Raw genomic sequence first — 18,590 nt, forward strand, 5'->3', positions numbered from 1 at the left:
TATATATCGTTTACCAACTGGCCCAAGCAATGCGCCACCATAAGCCAAATAAACTTACATAACCCGTTGTGTAGCTAACGAGTTCCCCTTGGTCAATAACCATGACTAAAGGAGTTACTTGCACACCTAAGGATCGTGCTATGTCATTGTTATCGTCATTGATGATCTTAAATTGATACTCTTCAGTTGCCATATACGTTTTTAGTGTTTCATTATCACCGGATTGCATGGCAATGCTGTAAACCGGATAATGCTTTGATAGGGTATTTACCGAAGGACTTACCACCGAACAAACCGGACACCAGGTTCCCCAAAAATACACTAAAACGGGCTGATCAAAGCTTAATGCTTTTAAATCAATGGCTTCGTTATTAATCGTCAACCCTTGTAGTTCGGGTAGCGCTTGTCGATCAATATCCTTAGCTCGCCATGTATCTACGGCGAAGCTCATGATAAGAAAGATCACGCCAAAAATAGCAATTTGTTTTAACCAATACTTCATTTATCTGTTCTCCGCTAAGGCTATTTCATTACACTTACTTTCACGTAAGCTATTTTTACTTAATTTATTGTTAGGTAGGTTATTTTTACAATGTCGCGTCTTCATTTTATGAATTAGGGCAAAGTAGCCAGGCACAAAGAAACTGCCAATCAGTAAGACACTTAACAAGCCGCCAAGTAAGGTTACCCCTAGTGTTTTCAAACCGACCGCGCCGGCGCCACTGGCAAAAACTAACGGTAAAATACCGAGAATAAATGACCATGAGGTCATGTTTACCGCACGAAAACGCGCACTACCGCCTTGCTCTGCCGCATCTTCAATGGAGGTATTGTCATTATTCAATTTGTTCTGGGCAAATTCAATAATTAAGATGGCATTTTTAGCGGCGAGGGCGATCAGTAACACCAGTCCTACTTGCGCATATAAGCTCAAAGACAAACCACTAATATTAAGCGCTAGAATTGCGCCGACAATGGCGGTAGGCACAACAAAAATAACGGCTAAAGGCAAACTCCAACTTTCAAAATGGGCAACCAATAATAAGTAGATGAACACCAAGGCTAGAGCAAAGGCGTAAATCGCCGTATTTCCTGCAATAAACTGTGGTGGCTTACTTGCTTTTAAAAGAGCTGACTCATTAGAAATATGATAAACAAATATCCTCATAAGGAATATTACAATTTGTAATGCTGAGTATTGTCATTGAGTTTTTTAAAGACAAAGGCAGATTTACCAAGCCGAGCCTGCTTGAATATAAAAGATATTCTCTTCTGGGCCTTTAGCTATATCAAGGCCCATATTAAAACCATATCTTCTGGCTATTAGATATCTAAAGCCAACACCCTGGCTAATTTTACTATCGCTATCGCCCATATCAGAAAATTTATTACTGGCTTTACCGACGCCAGCAAACACATTAAATTCCCATCGAAGATTGAGATCATAAATAACCTCAAGCTCAGTGACACCAATAGCGTTACCTTGATACCTTCCTGAGGGAATACCTCTCATTGAAATTGAGGGGGTTGCATATGGCGGCAAGATACTATCTGAATCAGCATAATTAATTTCTGCCCTCAAGGCAGTACGCCACTTTTTGGTTAAGGTAAAATAATTTAAACCGTAAAACTCTGTCAGTTGATAATCTATATCAGAGCCTAAGGCGTCTCGGTACCATAAATGTGTAAGTTCATATTTTAAGCCAGACTTTGGCGAAAAAATGTTATCTCTAGAGTCATATTCTAAGGTAAAGCCTACACCTGAGGTGGTGACTTTGTTGGTCAGTAAATCTGTTAAGGGCGCTTGCAAATCTGGGGGTAAATTATCGACTAAATCGTTAATATTAGCCGGCGATATATCAGCGTTAATATATTTATGTGTAGGCCCTAAGTAGAAGTCGCTATCGGCAAGTTTAAATTTTACCGTTTGCATAATTATTGTCGCTTTAGTTTTTATCGTTATCGGTTTCGGTAAACTAATATCGCCAAAACCATAAAAATCTAAATTTATATCACCGTAACCGCCAAGGCCTAAATAACGAATTTTACCTTCATTAAAAAATCCCATATGACCGCCACCAGCAAAATAGGAGTCATTACCCGTATAAGCACCAAGCGCCACAGAAACGCTAGGCGGCAGAAGTGAATCTGCGGCATTTTCACCCTCTTGCATGGCGACAAGACGAGCATCTTTTTCATGCTCTTCCTCATGAAAAATTAATCCCATCATGCCTAAGCCGCCACCAACCGCCGGATCTGTGATAATGATAGGCACAGGTAAAAAGCCATAAGCATTTTCTGAAAGATATTGTGAGGCATCTAATTGACCGTCTAAAAGGTCAATAAACTGACTAGAACTGGCAAAACAATTCATTGAAAACAATGACAACAGTAAAAAAAAAACAATTTTTTCTATAAAAAACAACACTACTATCTCCTAAAAACGATATGTTGTTGAGGCAATAAAACTTTCTCTACTGCCACCGAAACCTGCTTCCGCATGAAAAGCCCAGCTTTTACTTACATCCCAGTTAAAGCCGATTAAGTAATTAACTTTGTCGGCATTTTCCTGATTGATAAAAAAATCTAACTCGGTGATATTTGCTTCACCGGGTATTGCCGAAGTATCAAAGGACAACTTACCGGCAACATCAAGTTCAGCGTTGAGGTAAGTTAAACCAACAAATGTTGATATTGTGCCCCACTGGCCGGCATCGGATGAAATACCAATGCGTGGCGATGCCTGAAAAGCTTTAATATCATCCGCTAATATATTTAAATCGGTAAGCACATAAGTAACGGGTAAGGCGACGAAAAAACGATCCCAGCCCATGGCTAAAGTGAAACCGACTGATATATTTGAGCCGGTGTATTCTGGTTGGGCAAGGGCACTAAAGGTTTTTTCACAAGCCTTGGGGGCAAATGGACCGTCACAGCTATTACCAAGAAACTCCAGTAAATCTTGACCTTTAATAGTAATGGGGGCACTAGCAGAGCCGTGCATTTTTCCATATGTTGCATACAGATTTAGAAAAGGGAATAACCAAACATCGGCTTTAATTTGCAAGTTACTGTTATCAGCTCGTGCAGGGCCAAATTGCACAAAATCCATATCGACCATATCAGCGCCATTTAAGCCTACTTTGAGATTTTTCAGTACTAGGTCTTGTTTAATGGTATTGGGGATAATGGCCAGGCCAAATGTTTTCGGTAATTCAAAACCTAAATCAAGGACATTTTGTGCGAAGAATGGCAAAGCTCTTGGCCAAATAACCTTATCGCCATGTTCATCTAATAATGGCGTACCTATGTCTCGACTTTCTAACGTGGCGAATTGTTCAGATACAGCAATACTTCTTTCATCAATACATTGGCAATCTTTTGCTGATAGGGCTATTTCAGCGGTTTTAATTTGACTCTCTTGGGCAAAGCCGACATTTAACATAAAAAATGAGCTAAACAGAAAGATGACTTGATAAAATGTATTCATAATTTCAACATTGCCTTACTAAAGTTGATAATTGACTTCAATACGATGGTCATCAGCAAAGGTGATATTTGGGCATAAAGCGGCAACTTGAAGAAGACCCCCTTGACTAAATAGATGATTGTGCTGCAAGGGGTTGAACTTTGATTTTAATAGTGATGTCACTGTAGGGCTCAGTATTGTGGTCGGAGTAACTTTAATCGCTATGATGGCTAATATACTTATTTATTGATGTGTGTACTTTTACTAAAAATGTGTGCAAATTTACTTATAAATTCAATTGCATGTCATATGGAAACAATGATTATTCATTTAATGTATTAATCTTTATTCGACTTTAAATTAAACTAATAACCATGACATTTATGCTTGTAAAAGCTCAGATAAAAATTACTTATGAACCCTAAATCAACGTCCTCTATCGGCTATTGGCCCTTTGTCATCTTGATGGCAATGATATTTTCACTGTCACCGTTTGCCATTGATATGTATTTACCCGGCTTACCTAGCATGGCGAAGTACTTTGGCAGCTCAATTGATGCAATTGAGGCTTCAGTCGCCATCTATTTAATCTTCTTTGCTCTGGGACAGCTAATATTAGGCGCGCTGGCCGATTCAATGAATAAAGCCAAGTTACTCAGCATTGGTTTAACTGTATTTGCCATCGCCAGTGCCATGATAGCGTTTACAACGTCTATTGAAGAACTCTATTTTTGGCGGGCGGTGCAAGCCTTTGCTAGTGGTAGCTCTGTGGTGGTTTTTGCCTTGATTTATCATTTTTATGGCAGTAAAAATAGTAACCAAATTATTAGTTACGTGATGGCTTGTGTGGTGATAGCGCCTATGGTCGCGCCTATGATTGGTAGCCAAATACTGCTCGCAGCTAATTGGCAGTGGATTTTCTTAGTGCTTGCCGGCCTGGCACTGGTCACCTTAGTCACCCAATTACGCCTTTTGCCGCCTAAGCATGTCGTCACTGAACTGCAGCCGCTTAACGTAGCAGCACTATACAGTGGTTATCGAAAAGTCTTATCGAACAGTACTACCATGGCTTACATCTTAGCGGGCGGTAGTGCTTTTGCTGGCTTATTTGCTTTTATCTCGGGCTCTCCTTTTGTTTATATGGAATATTTTGGCTCCACGCCGGAGCAATTTAGTTGGTTAGTGGCATTAAATGCGGTCGCCATGATCAGTATGAATTTACTCAATGCTCGGTTATTAAAAAATGTTGATACCATTAACAAGCTCATTGTCGCTGGAGTTTTACTGGCAGCAGCAGGCATTTATTTAGCCGTAGTCGCTTATCTACATTTATCATTAGCTTATGTGGTGGTGGGGGTTATTTTATATGTTGGTTTATTAGGTTTAACAGCAGCGAATGCCATTTCAGCCGCCTTAGCTAGTGTGCAAGGTAGCACTGGCGTACTTTCTGGGGTAAATGGCGTGTTGCAGTTTGGCTTAGGCGCGCTAGCCAGTGCAGTGGTGAGCATTAGTGTGAGTGTTGATGCCACTACTATGAATTACACCATGGCATTATGTTCATTGGTAACGCTGTTTTTTGTCTCTGTCTTGTATTTCAACAAACGCATTAAGGCAGTAGCAGCATTATCATAAATACCGTAGATGAAAGAGAGCAAGCCTAGCAAAACTCTTCCAAAGGATACTTTTAATGGATTGTTTAATTAGATTTATGCGGATTGGTATTCTGTTATTGATGCAGTAAAGTAAGTGGTAATAACCTTCTGTAATTTTTTTATTTTTTGGAGAACTAAATGCTAGAACTTGCTGTTGTCTATTTAGCTGCTGCGATCATAGCGGTACCTGTCGCTAAGCGTTTGGGGTTAGGCTCTGTACTTGGCTATTTGTTGGCTGGTATTCTGATCGGGCCATTTTTATTAGGCTTGGTTGGTGATCAAACTGATGTTATGCACTTTGCCGAGTTTGGCGTGGTGATGATGTTGTTCTTGGTGGGCTTAGAATTACAACCATCCAGGCTGTGGAAACTCAGGCACTCAATTCTAGGTCTAGGTGGTCTGCAGGTTACGCTGACTACTCTGTTTATTTTTGTCATATGCAAGGAGGTACTTGCTTTACAGTGGCAAACTTCTATGGCAATAGGTTTAATGCTAGCGTTATCTTCAACGGCAATTGTGCTGCAAAGCTTGAGTGAAAAGGGCTGGACAAAACAAGAGGCGGGGCAAAACGCATTTTCGGTACTACTCTTTCAAGACATTGCCGTGATCCCTATTTTGGCACTATTACCCTTATTAGCTTTTAGCGACACCATGGCTACTGTGTCAGATCACGGTAACTTAATTGCCCATTATCCAGTTTATTTGCAAGTCGCTGTTTCAATTGCTGTGATTGCAGCCATCATTCTTGCGGGAAAATATGTTTCTGCGCCTTTATTTAGGTATATCGCTGAAACACGCTTACGAGAAGTTTTTACTTTGTTTGCTTTGTTCTTAGTGATAGCGATAGCCGTAATAATGCAAAAAATTGGTTTATCACCAGCCCTAGGCACCTTTTTAGCTGGCGTTGTACTGGCTGAAAGTGACTTTAGACACGAATTAGAAGTAGATATAGAGCCATTCAAAGGTTTGTTGCTGGGTTTATTTTTTATCGCTGTTGGTGCTTCTATTGATTTTCCATTGTTATTCGAACAGTTTTCAACAGTGGTGCTATTAGTCGTTGGTCTAATCGCTATTAAAGCCCTTGTTTTATATTTACTCGCGGTATTTTTTAAAATGGAGGGCAGGCAAAAGCTGCTTTTTACCTTAGCATTAGCGCAAGGCGGAGAATTTGCTTTTGTCTTGCTCTCGTTAACCTCATCGCTGCATATACTCGATCCAGAGCAAACCAAGTTAACAACCTTAGTTGTGGCTATTTCTATGTTGATGGCGCCGTTATTACTGATGATTTATGACAAAATGTTGAGTAATACCAATAACACCCAAGCTGAGTTTGATAAACCAGAAAATATAGAAGCAACCAGTAGTGTGATTATTGCCGGTTATGGCCGTTTTGGCCAAATTATTGGTCGGTTATTAAGCGCACAAGGCTATCATTTATCTATTCTTGACCATAGCCCTAGCCAAATTGAAATGGTAAAACGTTTTGTTACTACCGTACATTATGGTGATGCGGCGCGCAAAGATTTGCTTGATGCCTCCGGTGCTGAAGAAGCTAAACTATTGGTGATAGCCATTGATGACGCCGATAAAATTTTAGAAATAGCGGTGATGGCCAAAAAGCATTATCCCAATCTAGCCATCGTTGCCCGAGCCATAGACCGCGGACATGCTTATGAATTAATGAAGTTAGGGGTAACGTCTTTCAAGCGTGAAACCTTTGATTCAGCATTAAACTTAGGTGTTGAAGCGTTAACCTTGCTAGGCAATAGCCAAGAAACGTCCGAGCGTGCGGGAAAGTTATTTGCCGAGCATGATGAAGAGTCGATGCAATTGTTGATTGATTTATGGGGTGATGATCATACTTATGGCATTGCGGTAAAACAACGCATGGAAGTTCTCAAACAAGTGCTAACTAATGACTTGAAAGAGCAAGATAAAATCAATACCTGTCACGAAGGTGACTGTGACGAAGACACTAAAACTAATAAGGTTAATTTATGAAACAAATCACTCGAGTAAACCATCTTGGTATACGTGTACATAGCTTGGATATATCACGCGCTTTTTACGAACAACTAGGTTTTGAGTTTCTAGTTGGGCCAGTGGGTCCTGAGCCTGTCGCTATTATGGAACATGCCAGTGGCGTGAATATTAATTTTATTTTAAATGCCGCAGCACCCACAGATACTAATGTATTGATGGATGAGCCAGTGAAAAAAGCAGGTTATACCCATGTTGCTTTGGAGGTAAATGATATGGATGGCGTTGTAGCTCAGCTTAATGCCTTGAACATAGAAATTACCGAAGGGCCAATAGTTTTTCCAACGGGGTCATCGGTTTTTATTCGCGATCCCGATCGCAACGTAATTGAGTTTCATCAACCGAAAAACTAACCCATAGACTGTGGTATTAGCGCTAAAAGGTGATATGGAGTATTTATGAAAATAGAAGTTATAGAAAAACCAGAACAAGAATTTCTCGATTACCTTGATAAAAAAATTGCTGATTTCAACTGGGCTAATTGGGAAGTAAGTGAACGACTGCCATTAGCCGTACAATTAAAAAATGAGCAAGGAGAGGTTATTGCAGGTGCAGCCGCTCGTACATTTGGTGATTGGTTGTTAATAAATACCTTGTGGGTTTCAGAAGATTTACGTGGCCAAGATATCGGTAGTAAAATTCTAAAAGAAATTGAAGCAGCAGGTAAAAACCGAGGCTGCAGCATGTGCTTATTAGATACACTTAATTTTCAAGCTATGCCATTTTACCAAAAATATGGTTATGAAACTCAATGGGTTCAGCAGGGCTACCCTAAAACCGGTTGCAAATATTTTATGGTTAAAAAATTATAGTGAGACGATAACTTTGAGCGACAGTAAATGCGGTGATTTAGCTATTTATTTATATTTTTCGTGCAATAACGGCTGCTCTTGCTACATCATATCTTGCCCAGTTCACCATAAAAAGTAACTATCTGATATTTTTCTTGCATGAGTGCGACACTTGTCGCACTATGTATGGGTAATCCAATTATCAAGATATAAAATGCAGCCAACCGCACCCGAACTAGAAATCTTAAAACAGTTATGGCATTCGCAGCCAAAAACTGCCCGCGAGCTTCACGATGAAGTCGAAAAAATACTCGGCTGGAGTTACTCTTCTACCCGTAAAACCTTAGAAAGAATGGGTGACAAAGGTTTAGTGGCGATGGAGTTTTCCGGTAATAAGAAGATTTATTTCGCCAAAGTCGACAAGGTCAAGACTCTTGCGGCATTCGCTCAGGATTTTGCCAAACGAGTCTTTGAAATAGACGGCCCTTTGCCGATTGCCATGTTTACCGATAGCCGATTAATTGATGATAGCGAAATTGCTGATCTTGAAAAGTTACTACATGATTTAGAGCAAGACTCATCAAAAGAGCAGCAAGGTAAATAGTCATGGCTGAGCAATGGTTTACCGGTACTTTCTTATTTCAACTCACCATTTTTATTGCTTGGAGCGGTATTTTATCTGGCTTAGCGCTAGCTATCAGAAAATTCTCCCCAAAAATAATTAATTGGTCTAGATTTTGGCAAGCTTGGCTCGTTATCGCCTTGGTGCCATTATTGCCGGCGTTGTTCTCTCAAACAAACGGCATTATTCCTGAGCAATTAAAAGCAGCTTTTGGTGACTCACAACAAAGTTTAGTGCTGCACTCAAACTCAGTGGTTAGCCAAATGGAGAGCAGCGGCGAGCTGCAAGTCTTTATATCTTTAGTCAGCTTGATGTTAGTGCTTGGTGTTTGTTTGTCACTATTACGCTTTGTACTTGGCTTATGGAAAGTTAGGCAATTTATTCAACAAGCGACTCTGGTAACTGATTTTAAAGCTTTTAGCCCAGTACAGCAAAAGACCATAACGGCTAACAGCATAAAAATATTGGTGACCGAGCAAACAGTATCACCTTTTGTTTTTGGCTTTTTTCGAGTTAGCATGTTGTTACCAAAGTCTGTTTTTACAATGCCTGCAGCGCAACAAGGTTTATTAATTGACCATGAATTAATGCATATAAAAAGGCAGGATCCTAAGGCAGTTATTTTATTTCGCTTATGTGCTTGTTTGTTTTGGTTCAATCCCTTTATCAGTTTTATGGAAAAGCGCTTTTTACAATGCATGGAATTGAATTGTGATACTGCGGTCATCTCAGCCGATCCCGGAGCTAAGCTTAGTTATGCTCGCGCGTTAATAGCGAGTTTAAAGTTGCATAAAAGTCCTTTTGACAGTGGCTTAACCACTTACTTTTCTGGTCCTGGTTTTAATAAACAAGACTTTGAAAATAGAATTAAGTTAGCCATGTCTGGCCAGTCAAACAAGAAGTTTGGCTGGTGTGCTCGTTTGACGTTAGTGTTGATGTCTTGTTCTATTGGCTTTTTTGCCATGGCGGCTAAACCCTTTTTCTCACTAGATAACTTTAATCAGCTTAATACTGACGGCATCTTACCTGTGTTAAATGGTCGGATTTCTTCTGGTTATGATGATATTAGTGATTTTCGCGGTAAGAGACCCCATCAAGGCATTGATTTCGCTGCGCCAATTGGTAGCGAGGTAGTTGCCAGTTTCTCTGGTTGGGTAATCATTGCTGATGATGTCACTTTGCACCAAAACTATGGCAAGGTAATACTTATTGAGCACCAAGGGCAAAATCAAAGTTTATATGCTCATTTGAGTAGCTTTTCGGTCGAGTCAGGGCAATATATTTCAGCAGGAGATAAAATAGGTACCGTTGGCGCGACAGGGCGAGTGACTGGTCCACATTTGCATTTTGAGGTACTTGAAAACGGTAAACATGCCAATCCTAAGCGTTTTTTAAATTTATCCGAGCTATCAAGCTCAGCAAGGAAAGTAGGCGTTTTAAGATGAAGTCTGTATGTTCATTCTTAGCTTATAGCTTGGCAGCGCTCTTTATTACCTACCTTTTTATCGGAACAAAGTGCTTAGCTGGAGCGCTTTACACCAGTTTTCCTGAAAAAATTTACCCCGATGAGAAGTATGTTTTCTATTCCCATGGCTTAATTGTTGAAGGTGATAATTTGATGCCGGTAGACAAGCGTTGGGGCGTTTATGATTTTATTGCGGTAAGAAAGGCATTAGCCGATCCGCACTATAATCTTATTGCCTATCATCGGCCGAATAAAACTGTGGCTGATGAGTTTGCCGAAAAGCTGGCTGCTGATGTCAGAAAACTGATTGTCGCAGGGGTAAAGCCGGAAAATATCACCTTGTTAGGCTTTTCTCGAGGTGGAGAGATCACTTTACTTGCCTCGGATAAGCTTAGGTTAGATAAAATTAATACTATATTGCTAGCTGTGTGTGGCGGTTTTGTTAAAGAGCATCAAGAATACCAAGCTTATGGCAAGCTCTACTCTATTTATGAAACCTCGGATTTTGCTGGCTCTTGTCAGTTTTTAACCGACAGAAATAACAAAACCCACTCCTTTCAAGAAACCGCCATTAGTACAGGTAAAGAGCATGGCGCTTTCTACCAACCTTTACCACAGTGGCTAAAACAAGTGAAAACCTGGGTCAAACAAGTAAAGGCTTTGCCGGACTAATATTTCAGTACGGCTCGCTAAAACTCACAACACTACCAATAAAAATAACCATTAATTACCCTCAAAGAAGGGACTAGGGATCATCATGCTTAAAATATTAAAAATAGCCATATTCATCAGTTTACTTTGCTTATTAGCACCAGTGACTAATGTCTATGCAGCTGCGATATTTGAGCGCTTGCCAACAGAAATACATGCTAATGAAAAATATGTATTTTACTCACATGGGCTTATTGTTGAGGGTAGCAATCCGACACCGATAAACCCACGCTGGGGCTTATATGACTTTCCTGAAGTAAAAGCTGCACTAGCTAGTGAACAGTATAACTTAATAGCCTATCACCGAGCAAAAAACACTAAACCGAGGGAGTTTGCGCGCAAGTTGGCTGCTGATGTTAATTTACTTATTAAACAAGGAGTAAAGCCGGGTGATATTAGCTTGGTGGGCTTTTCCCGTGGCGGTGAAATAACAATATTAGCGTCGAGTTATATCCAATCAAATGACATTAATATCATCTTACTGGCTACTTGTAATACTTTTATGAAAGGTCACGCAGAATTTATCGTTATAGGCAATTTCCATTCAATTTACGAAACCTCAGATGGTAATGGTTCTTGCCAATTTTTAATGGCACAAAGCAATAAAGTAAACACCATGGAAGAAATCGCCATCAGTACTGGTGAGGAACATGGTGCTTTTTATCGACCTATGACTGAATGGGTAGTTCCGCTTAAAGCTTGGTTAGAAAATTAGCTAGCATTAACAGGTGATTACTTTGTTACATATTAATATTTCACTCGAGATTTACCATTCAGTACTATGGCGGCTCGTACTCTTTATCCTAAATAAAACTAAGGGGTTATTAACGCTTTATGAAAAATTCATCAATATTACAATCCGTTGTCATAACTACTGTGATGCTTATAGCAAGCTTAGTCATAAGTTCCACTAATCGAGCAGAAGCCGCAGGAATTCAGGGTGCATCATGGGGTAAATATTTTAAAAAACACCAGGCTAAGGGCACCATTGTTGTGCTTGATAAACGGGCTAATCAAGAGAAAACTTGGGTATATGATCAAGCTAGAGCACAGCAACGCTATTCGCCAGCGTCTACTTATAAGATCCCGCACACGCTTTTTGCTCTTGATGCTGGGCTGGTCAAAGATGAGTTTCAAGTATTTCCTTGGGATGGCGTAAAAAGAGGTTATTCACCTCATAATCAAGATCAAAATTTACGTTCTGCCATGCGTAATTCGGCAATCTGGGTTTATGATATTTTTGCGGAGCAGCTAGGTGAACAAAAATCTGGTAACTACTTGAAGAAAATAGCCTATGGTAATGCCGACCCAACTACTGCACAGGGCAGTTATTGGATAGATGGTAAGTTGGCTATTTCAGCGCACGAACAAATTGAACTGCTGCAACGTCTTTATAAAAATCAACTGCCTTTTAAAATAGAGCACCAGTTAATAGTGAAAGATCTTATGGTGACTGAGGCAAAAAGAACGTGGATATTACGCGCTAAAACGGGTTGGCAAGGTAAACATGGTTGGTGGATAGGTTGGGTTGAATGGCCAAATGGACCAGTATTTTTTGCCTTAAATATCGATACTCCAGATGGAATGAAAGATCTCTATAAAAGACAAGCGATAGTGCGAGATATACTCATGTCGATAGAGGCTTTACCAAGTAAAAATAGTAAATGAAAATTAGTATTGGTTGTGAATAAAATAAGAAAATAAAGTCTCTGGTACAATAGCCTTAAAAGCATGTGCCATTTGTTGTAGTTGAGTTACGAATAAAAATGAAAAAAATAATAATATTAACTGTTTTATTAGGCTTAACCGCTTGCCAGCAAACGCCGGAAGTAATTACCGAACCATTAACTAAAAACCAAGAAAAAGCCTCACAGCTGACATTGGTTGAAGAGGAACAAGTCAAGTTAGCCAAGATTACACCATTAGCCAAGTTGCCCCACGAACATGAAGATGTATGGCAACGTATTCGCAGCCAGCTAAGCATTGAGGTACCAGATAACAAAGAAGTGGATAAGTGGCGTAAATACTATTTAAGTCACCCTAATTTTATGGTGACTATTTCTAAGCGTGCAGAGCCTTTTTTATATTATATTGTTGAAGAAATTGAAAAGCGCAATATGCCGGTTGAATTGGCGCTGTTGCCCATAGTTGAAAGCTCCTACCTGCCTTATGGCTTATCAAATAAAAGCGCTGCTGGGTTGTGGCAGTTTATGCCTATTTCGGCCAAGCGTTTTAATATCGAACAAAATTGGTGGTATGACGGTCGACGAGATATTGTCGAGTCGACCCGTGGTGCCCTTGATTACTTTCAGTTTTTCCATCGTACCTTGGATGAAGATTGGCTCAATGCCATCGCCGCCTTTAATTCAGGTGAAGGAAGAGTTGGTCGAGCAATGGCAAAGAATAAAAAAGCAAACCTACCGAGTGATTTTTGGTCACTTAACTTACCGACAGAAACCAGCAATTTTGTTCCTAAATTACTCGCTATTGCTGATATTTTAAAACGTGCCGATGAACTTAACTATGCTTTTACTCCCATTAAAAATAGCCCCGCAGTGGCAGTTATTGAGGTAGAGGGACAACTTGATATTAGCTTGGCGGCACAGTGGGCTAACATAAACAGTAATGACATTTTTAAGCTTAACCCCGGTTTAAATCGCTGGGCAACAGCGCCGGATAGTCGTTATCATTTGATGTTGCCAATCTCAGCGGCAGATTCCTTTAAAGCAAAGCTAACGACAACCAATAAAAAAGACTGGTTACGCTGGCATAGTTATACGGTGACATCAGGTGATAGCTTAGGCAAAATTAGTCTTCAGTATGGCATCGATGTTAGCGCGATAAAAAAACATAATCGCTTAAATTCAGATATTATTCGTATCGGTCAAAAGCTGATTGTGCCATTTAACCATAGTGATATGGACCCCTTAGGGCTGGCTAAATTTAGCCGTAATAAGATTACTCATACGGTTAAAAGTGGTGATAATTTATGGGATATCAGTCGAAAATATAAGGTAAGTGTGCGAGATATAGTGCGTTGGAACAAATTATCAAGCAATAGCTTGTTACAGCCAAAGCAACAGTTGGCAATATTGTTATAAGAAGATTAATGAAATAGCAAAGTTCATGTTATTTTATTCATAAAAATAGCAGTTTTACCCCACAGCCCCTAAGAAATATGAATTCTCATTATTGTTTGGCATATGTGAGCGCCTACTTACTCAGTGTAAGCAGGTATTTATATCTTAGGTGTTGATGCTTTTGTCTAAACCTTACAAAGAAAAATTTAATTTTTTCAGGTGCTAGCCGCTATCTATTTCCTCACGACCAAAGCTACTGAAAGCACAATAGAACTGGTCTAAATAAGATCTTATTATGATGTTTTGTGGCAGATAGTTTAATTCTTTAGTGTGTACTGATTTTTGTTGAGGTAACTTTAAATATTACTTTGAAATCAATCAATTAATTAAGCGCTAGGTGTCAGTAAAATTTACAGTTAACTATTTTTATTTTAGTCTATTTGTACTAACTCACTGGTTTTTAGTTTGTTTTGTTTTTTGGTATGTTTCTTGCTTTGTAAGTCGTAAGGCTATTATATAGCCATTTTATTACCATTACCTATCAAGATAGATGAAATGGGCTTTAAAGGAAAAATTAATGAAAACTAAATTTTTGAACATTGCACTTGCAAGTATGCTTCTTGTTGTTACTAACATAGCGAATGCTGGAATTATTACGCTAAACAACTCTACTGAAATAGGTGTTTTGTCTTTAAGTGAAAGCTTTAAATCGTTTTACGATTACAGAAGATCAAGCTCTCATACTGGTTATGAACAAGAAGCGACAGCTGTCATGTTCCTAGCAGAGCATAATGGCGCTTTAGCACTATATACTTTGCTTGATGCAAGTGGCACTAAGCATAATAAACGTACTGCTAGTTTAGCTATAAGTGATTTCGATTTATCAAAGGTACTGTTAGTCGATGATTCTAGTGAAAAAAATAAAAATGGTTTCCGTTGGAAGTGGGTTGATTGCTGTACCGACGGCATGATCTATGAAATTGATGATATTGATAATTTTGATATAGATCTAGAGTTTAGCAATGTTTCTGGATTTTCAGATTTCAAATTCTTATCATTTTCTGATAGTGGCAAAGGCCCAGTAGAGTTTGATATTTCAAATTCTTTCTCTATTCAAGCCGTACCAGAGCCTACAACAATAGCAATTTTTGCATTAGGCATTATCGGTTTAGCATCTCGTCGATTTAAGAAAAAATCTTAATTACTCGATAGATAGACAAAGCCTAAAAAAGCACCACTCGTAGAGTTTGGTGCTTTTTTATTTCTGTAAATTGGCTTTGTTGATTATTATGACTAAGCCATGTTAATTCATTAAAGTTTTTGTACTATCTCATTTCTTAAGCGTTCTACTATTGTCGCATCGGGGCCTGCTACCGAGGTATAGACAAAAGTGCGCTCTTCAAGTCTGGCACAAGTAATTGATACTTGGTTGTCATTAAATTTACCATAAACATATTTAGCTTTGTCGTATGTAAGGTTTCTTCTTATCGATTTAAAGCTTAATGATTCTAAAATTCCCTTACCTTTTAAAGAGCAAAGTTCAGCATCAATATCTAATATTTTAAAGTCAGTCCATAGTTGCGGTGTATAGGTTTTAGTGAGTTCAACAACTTTCGACTCTTTTCCCTGCTCTTCTTCGGAATTAGAGAGGAGATTAATTAGGGAATAGCTAGAGCTTGAGGCGAAGTAAAGCGCAAGTAGAAAAAGGAACAAACCAACTTTTTTAGACATATTAACCCTTATATATGAAGTATTTTAACGGTGTTTTTGCATAGTCATTTTAGGCGGGTAATATCCCATATTTTAATGAGTTTAGAAACAACATAGAGAATATATGTGTCTTATTAAACAGAACGCCAGATCACAAAAACGCTAAAGCAGGGGGCTTTAGCGTTTAAGTATTTTAATTGTGTTAGCGTATTAACTTATGCCTAAGCGTAGGCCTTAGTAAAGCTATCAATGCCGGCTTGCGCACAGCTTATATCTTGCTCTGGCGAGCCTGAACTAACGCCAATGCCACCGACTACGCTACCATTGTAGCTTAGGGGTAATCCTCCACCAACAATGCACATACGGCCACCTAAAGCGGTATGAATACCAAATAAATTATTCTTATGGCCTGGAATACAGGCTTTATTAAATTCATGCGTCCCCTTACGTGCCGATGCGGCGGTAAAGGCTTTATCTTGCGAAATAGTAATGCTGTGTACTTTACCGCCATCCATACGTTCAAAGGCAATTAAATTACCTGATTCATCTACAACGGCTATACACATTGGTACGCCAAGTTCAGTGGCTTTTTGCACCGCGCCATCAATTATTGTTTTTGCTTCTGCTTGGTTTAGTCTACTTATTGTCAACATAGTTTCTACTCTTCTAATTTTAAAACTGGTACAGCATTATTTAGGTAAGCATATTGACGATGAGTTAATACCTAGGCTGTGAAAATATTTTGTATGGCGACTTAACTGGCTTTTTTAACTGTCTGTTCGGTTTTAACAAAACCCAGCTCAATGGAAATGGACTTACCGGCTTTAACTAAATCTTTAATCCACTCATCTTTACGTCGTTCAATTGGCGCTGACACAGATAGTCCGGCGACAACTTCGCCATATCTGTCATATAAAAGTACGCCAATACAACCTACGCCCATTTCGGCTTCTTCGTTGTCGTAAGCAAAGCCTTGTTCGACACAGCGCATACATTCGCGCTCTAAGCTTTCAATCTGTGAAAATGTTTTACGGGTATAGGTTGGTAAGTTTGTCCGTTGCGCATAACCACAAATACCTTCATGACCTTCCATGCCTAACATCATTTTTCCAACACCGGTGACATGCAATGGCGCGCGGCTACCTATAATTTGTTGAACATGCATCATTCTATTGGGCACAGCTTTTTCTACGTAAATAACGACATCACCTTCACGCGCAGTAAGGTTGATGGTTTCACCAAATTTATCACGCAGCTTTTCCATGTAGGGTAGTGCTACTTTACGAAAATCAACATTTTGGTATTGATAATTACTTAGCCTAATAAGGCGGCCACTTAACTGATATTTACCTGAATTGTCACGGTCAACAAAATGATTGTCGATAAGAGAATGTAATATACGAAAAGCTGTAGACGGCGCTAAATTAGTATCTGCACTTAATGCTTTTAATGTTACCGGCATGGTGTAGCGTGAAATCGCATCCAATAATGTGGCTGCTCTATCGATTACTTGAATGCGAGATTCTGGTTTAGGTTTGTTCATAATATTACCGCTTAGTTTACAGGCTTATTTCTAAGCTCAGTTTTATAATCCATCTAACATCTCTTTTCTTGACTCTTGTGTCAACTTTTGATTTAAATATAGAACTAAAAGCGACATAACCCCTAGTTAATTCTAGTTTGCCCATTCCACATTGTGAAATATTAAATTTAGGCTGGTTTTGTCTTTGTATAAATAGAGTTAATTCAATCGCTTGTGCTTTTTTATTCTGTGGGGTATTAGCTGCGTTTCACATTGTGAAATCTGTCTTGTTTGCCTGACTTGGCTATTTTTCATAAGGTGAAATCAAGGTGAATAAAACAAAATATTCTTCCAATAAAGACTCGTATTAAGACTAATTATTGAGAAAGAGCATCTAGTTAGCGCACTAAGTTGAGTAAACAACCGACCTATATGACAGAAAAGGCACGGCAAGCTGACGATAGAGCTTACTTATACCGCGATTAATATCACGGTTTATACAAATGAAAGATTAAGAGGAACATATGAGCAGTTCAACCAAACCGATTATGATCATTCCAAGCTACGAAGATGTACTCGTTGCCCATGAGCGCATTCAACCTTACATCCACAAAACACCAGTACTCACGTCAACTCGCTTGAACGAGATGACCGGAGCTGAGTTATTCTTCAAGTGTGAAAACTTACAAAAAGCAGCGGCATTTAAAGTACGTGGTGCCTGTAATGCTGTCTTTGGTTTAACTGACGAAGAAGCAAAAATTGGTGTTGCCACTCACTCTTCCGGCAACCATGCTTTATCACTTTCATATGCTGCGGGACGACGTGGTATTCCCGTTACCGTAGTAATGCCTCGTACAGCACCACAAGCGAAGAAAGATGCGGTAATTGGCTACGGTGGCAAAATCGTAGAATGTGAGCCATCAACATCTTCTCGTGAAGCAGTATTTGCTGACGTTGTTGCCGAATCAGGTGCTGATTTTGTTCATCCATACAACGACCCTCGTGTTATTGCCGGTCAAGCGACTTGCTCTAAAGAATTGCTTGAGCAAGTTGAAAATCTTGATGCCGTAATTGCCCCTATTGGTGGTGGCGGTATGATTTCAGGTACTTGTTTAACAATTTCGAGTATTGCCCCTGACGTTAAAATTTACGCCGCCGAGCCTTTAAATGCTGATGATGCCGCGCGCTCTTTTAAAGCCGGTCACATTATTGCGGATGATGCGCCAGTAACCGTTGCCGACGGCCTTAAAGTGCCTTTAAAAGACCTAACTTGGCACTTTGTTAGCAACCACGTAACAGATATTTTCACCTGTACAGAAGAAGAAATAGTTGATGCGATGAAACTTGTTTGGAAGACAATGAAAATCGTTATCGAGCCAAGCTCTGCGGTACCAGTAGCCTGTATTTTGAATAACCCCGAAGTGTTCAAAGGCAAGCGTGTTGGGGTAATTATCACCGGTGGTAACGTCGATTTAGACAAACTGCCGTGGATGAACAAATAAGCTCGAATAGCTGTTTATTCGATAGC

19 protein-coding genes are annotated in these 18,590 nt (G+C 39.4%); 12 read left to right on the forward strand and 7 right to left on the reverse strand.

Going from position 1 to position 18,590, the window contains the following annotated elements:
- Nucleotides 1-10: 10 nt before the first annotated feature.
- The 4 genes from HRT55_RS03895 to HRT55_RS03910 form a co-directional block, all read right to left on the reverse strand.
- A complete protein-coding gene (locus HRT55_RS03895; protein ID WP_291619067.1) occupies nt 11-502 on the reverse strand; it encodes a protein disulfide oxidoreductase in 492 nt (163 codons plus the stop codon).
- Nucleotides 503-1,168 carry an efflux RND transporter permease subunit gene (locus tag HRT55_RS03900; protein WP_291619068.1) on the reverse strand — a complete coding sequence of 222 codons (666 nt, stop codon included), beginning with the start codon at nt 1,166-1,168 and terminating at the stop codon, nt 503-505. It abuts the gene before it with no gap.
- Between the two features lie 63 nt (nt 1,169-1,231).
- Nucleotides 1,232-2,428, reverse strand: a complete 1,197-nt coding sequence (locus tag HRT55_RS03905; RefSeq protein WP_291619069.1) for a BamA/TamA family outer membrane protein — start codon at nt 2,426-2,428, stop codon at nt 1,232-1,234.
- 9 nt (nt 2,429-2,437) lie between these two features.
- On the reverse strand, nt 2,438-3,490 hold the full coding sequence (locus HRT55_RS03910) for a hypothetical protein (protein ID WP_291619070.1): 1,053 nt from the start codon (nt 3,488-3,490) through the stop codon (nt 2,438-2,440).
- A gap of 393 nt (nt 3,491-3,883) precedes the next feature.
- Between HRT55_RS03910 and HRT55_RS03915 the strand changes: the two genes are divergently transcribed.
- From HRT55_RS03915 to HRT55_RS03965, 11 genes are all read left to right on the forward strand, one after another.
- The gene (locus tag HRT55_RS03915) at nt 3,884-5,101 is read left to right on the forward strand and encodes a Bcr/CflA family efflux MFS transporter (protein WP_291619071.1); all 1,218 of its coding nucleotides are present in this window, start codon (nt 3,884-3,886) and stop codon (nt 5,099-5,101) included.
- Between the two features lie 158 nt (nt 5,102-5,259).
- The gene (locus tag HRT55_RS03920; protein ID WP_291619072.1) at nt 5,260-7,122 is read left to right on the forward strand and encodes a monovalent cation:proton antiporter-2 (CPA2) family protein; all 1,863 of its coding nucleotides are present in this window, start codon (nt 5,260-5,262) and stop codon (nt 7,120-7,122) included.
- Complete coding sequence (locus HRT55_RS03925; protein WP_291619074.1) at nt 7,119-7,514, forward strand: VOC family protein; 396 nt, start codon at nt 7,119-7,121, stop codon at nt 7,512-7,514. The genes HRT55_RS03920 and HRT55_RS03925 overlap by 4 nt, the downstream gene beginning before the upstream one ends.
- A gap of 45 nt (nt 7,515-7,559) precedes the next feature.
- Nucleotides 7,560-7,973, forward strand: coding sequence for a GNAT family N-acetyltransferase (locus tag HRT55_RS03930; protein WP_291614418.1), 414 nt, complete (start codon nt 7,560-7,562; stop codon nt 7,971-7,973).
- A gap of 193 nt (nt 7,974-8,166) precedes the next feature.
- Nucleotides 8,167-8,556, forward strand: a complete 390-nt coding sequence (locus HRT55_RS03935) for a BlaI/MecI/CopY family transcriptional regulator (protein ID WP_291619076.1) — start codon at nt 8,167-8,169, stop codon at nt 8,554-8,556.
- 2 nt (nt 8,557-8,558) lie between these two features.
- Nucleotides 8,559-10,019: a M23/M56 family metallopeptidase gene (locus HRT55_RS03940; protein WP_291619078.1), complete on the forward strand. Its 1,461-nt coding sequence runs from the start codon at nt 8,559-8,561 to the stop codon at nt 10,017-10,019.
- Nucleotides 10,016-10,711 (forward strand): alpha/beta hydrolase, encoded by a 696-nt coding sequence (locus HRT55_RS03945; protein ID WP_291619080.1) that lies wholly within the window; start codon nt 10,016-10,018, stop codon nt 10,709-10,711. The genes HRT55_RS03940 and HRT55_RS03945 overlap by 4 nt, the downstream gene beginning before the upstream one ends.
- An 85-nt stretch (nt 10,712-10,796) precedes the next feature.
- A complete protein-coding gene (locus HRT55_RS03950) occupies nt 10,797-11,465 on the forward strand; it encodes an alpha/beta hydrolase (RefSeq protein WP_291619082.1) in 669 nt (222 codons plus the stop codon).
- 164 nt (nt 11,466-11,629) lie between these two features.
- The gene (gene blaOXA / locus HRT55_RS03955) at nt 11,630-12,418 is read left to right on the forward strand and encodes a class D beta-lactamase (RefSeq protein ID WP_291620405.1); all 789 of its coding nucleotides are present in this window, start codon (nt 11,630-11,632) and stop codon (nt 12,416-12,418) included.
- Between the two features lie 98 nt (nt 12,419-12,516).
- Nucleotides 12,517-13,851, forward strand: a complete 1,335-nt coding sequence (locus HRT55_RS03960) for a LysM peptidoglycan-binding domain-containing protein (protein WP_291619084.1) — start codon at nt 12,517-12,519, stop codon at nt 13,849-13,851.
- Between the two features lie 556 nt (nt 13,852-14,407).
- Complete coding sequence (locus tag HRT55_RS03965) at nt 14,408-15,031, forward strand: PEP-CTERM sorting domain-containing protein (protein WP_291619086.1); 624 nt, start codon at nt 14,408-14,410, stop codon at nt 15,029-15,031.
- Between the two features lie 110 nt (nt 15,032-15,141).
- Here HRT55_RS03965 and HRT55_RS03970 read toward each other — a convergent pair whose 3' ends face one another.
- The 3 genes from HRT55_RS03970 to HRT55_RS03980 all read right to left on the reverse strand — a co-directional run bounded on the left by HRT55_RS03970 (nt 15,142) and on the right by HRT55_RS03980 (nt 17,083).
- The gene (locus tag HRT55_RS03970) at nt 15,142-15,561 is read right to left on the reverse strand and encodes a hypothetical protein (RefSeq protein WP_291619087.1); all 420 of its coding nucleotides are present in this window, start codon (nt 15,559-15,561) and stop codon (nt 15,142-15,144) included.
- A 200-nt stretch (nt 15,562-15,761) separates the two neighbouring features.
- On the reverse strand, nt 15,762-16,193 hold the full coding sequence (locus tag HRT55_RS03975) for a heme-binding protein (protein WP_291619090.1): 432 nt from the start codon (nt 16,191-16,193) through the stop codon (nt 15,762-15,764).
- 101 nt (nt 16,194-16,294) lie between these two features.
- Complete coding sequence (locus HRT55_RS03980) at nt 16,295-17,083, reverse strand: IclR family transcriptional regulator (RefSeq protein ID WP_291619092.1); 789 nt, start codon at nt 17,081-17,083, stop codon at nt 16,295-16,297.
- Between the two features lie 503 nt (nt 17,084-17,586).
- Between HRT55_RS03980 and bhcB the strand changes: the two genes are divergently transcribed.
- Nucleotides 17,587-18,564: a beta-hydroxyaspartate dehydratase BhcB gene (gene bhcB / locus HRT55_RS03985; RefSeq protein WP_291619094.1), complete on the forward strand. Its 978-nt coding sequence runs from the start codon at nt 17,587-17,589 to the stop codon at nt 18,562-18,564.
- Nucleotides 18,565-18,590: the final 26 nt, after the last annotated feature.

The sequence above is a fragment of the Colwellia sp. genome, from assembly GCF_013214175.1.
In the GTDB taxonomy this organism is placed as follows: Bacteria; Pseudomonadota; Gammaproteobacteria; order Enterobacterales; family Alteromonadaceae; genus Colwellia.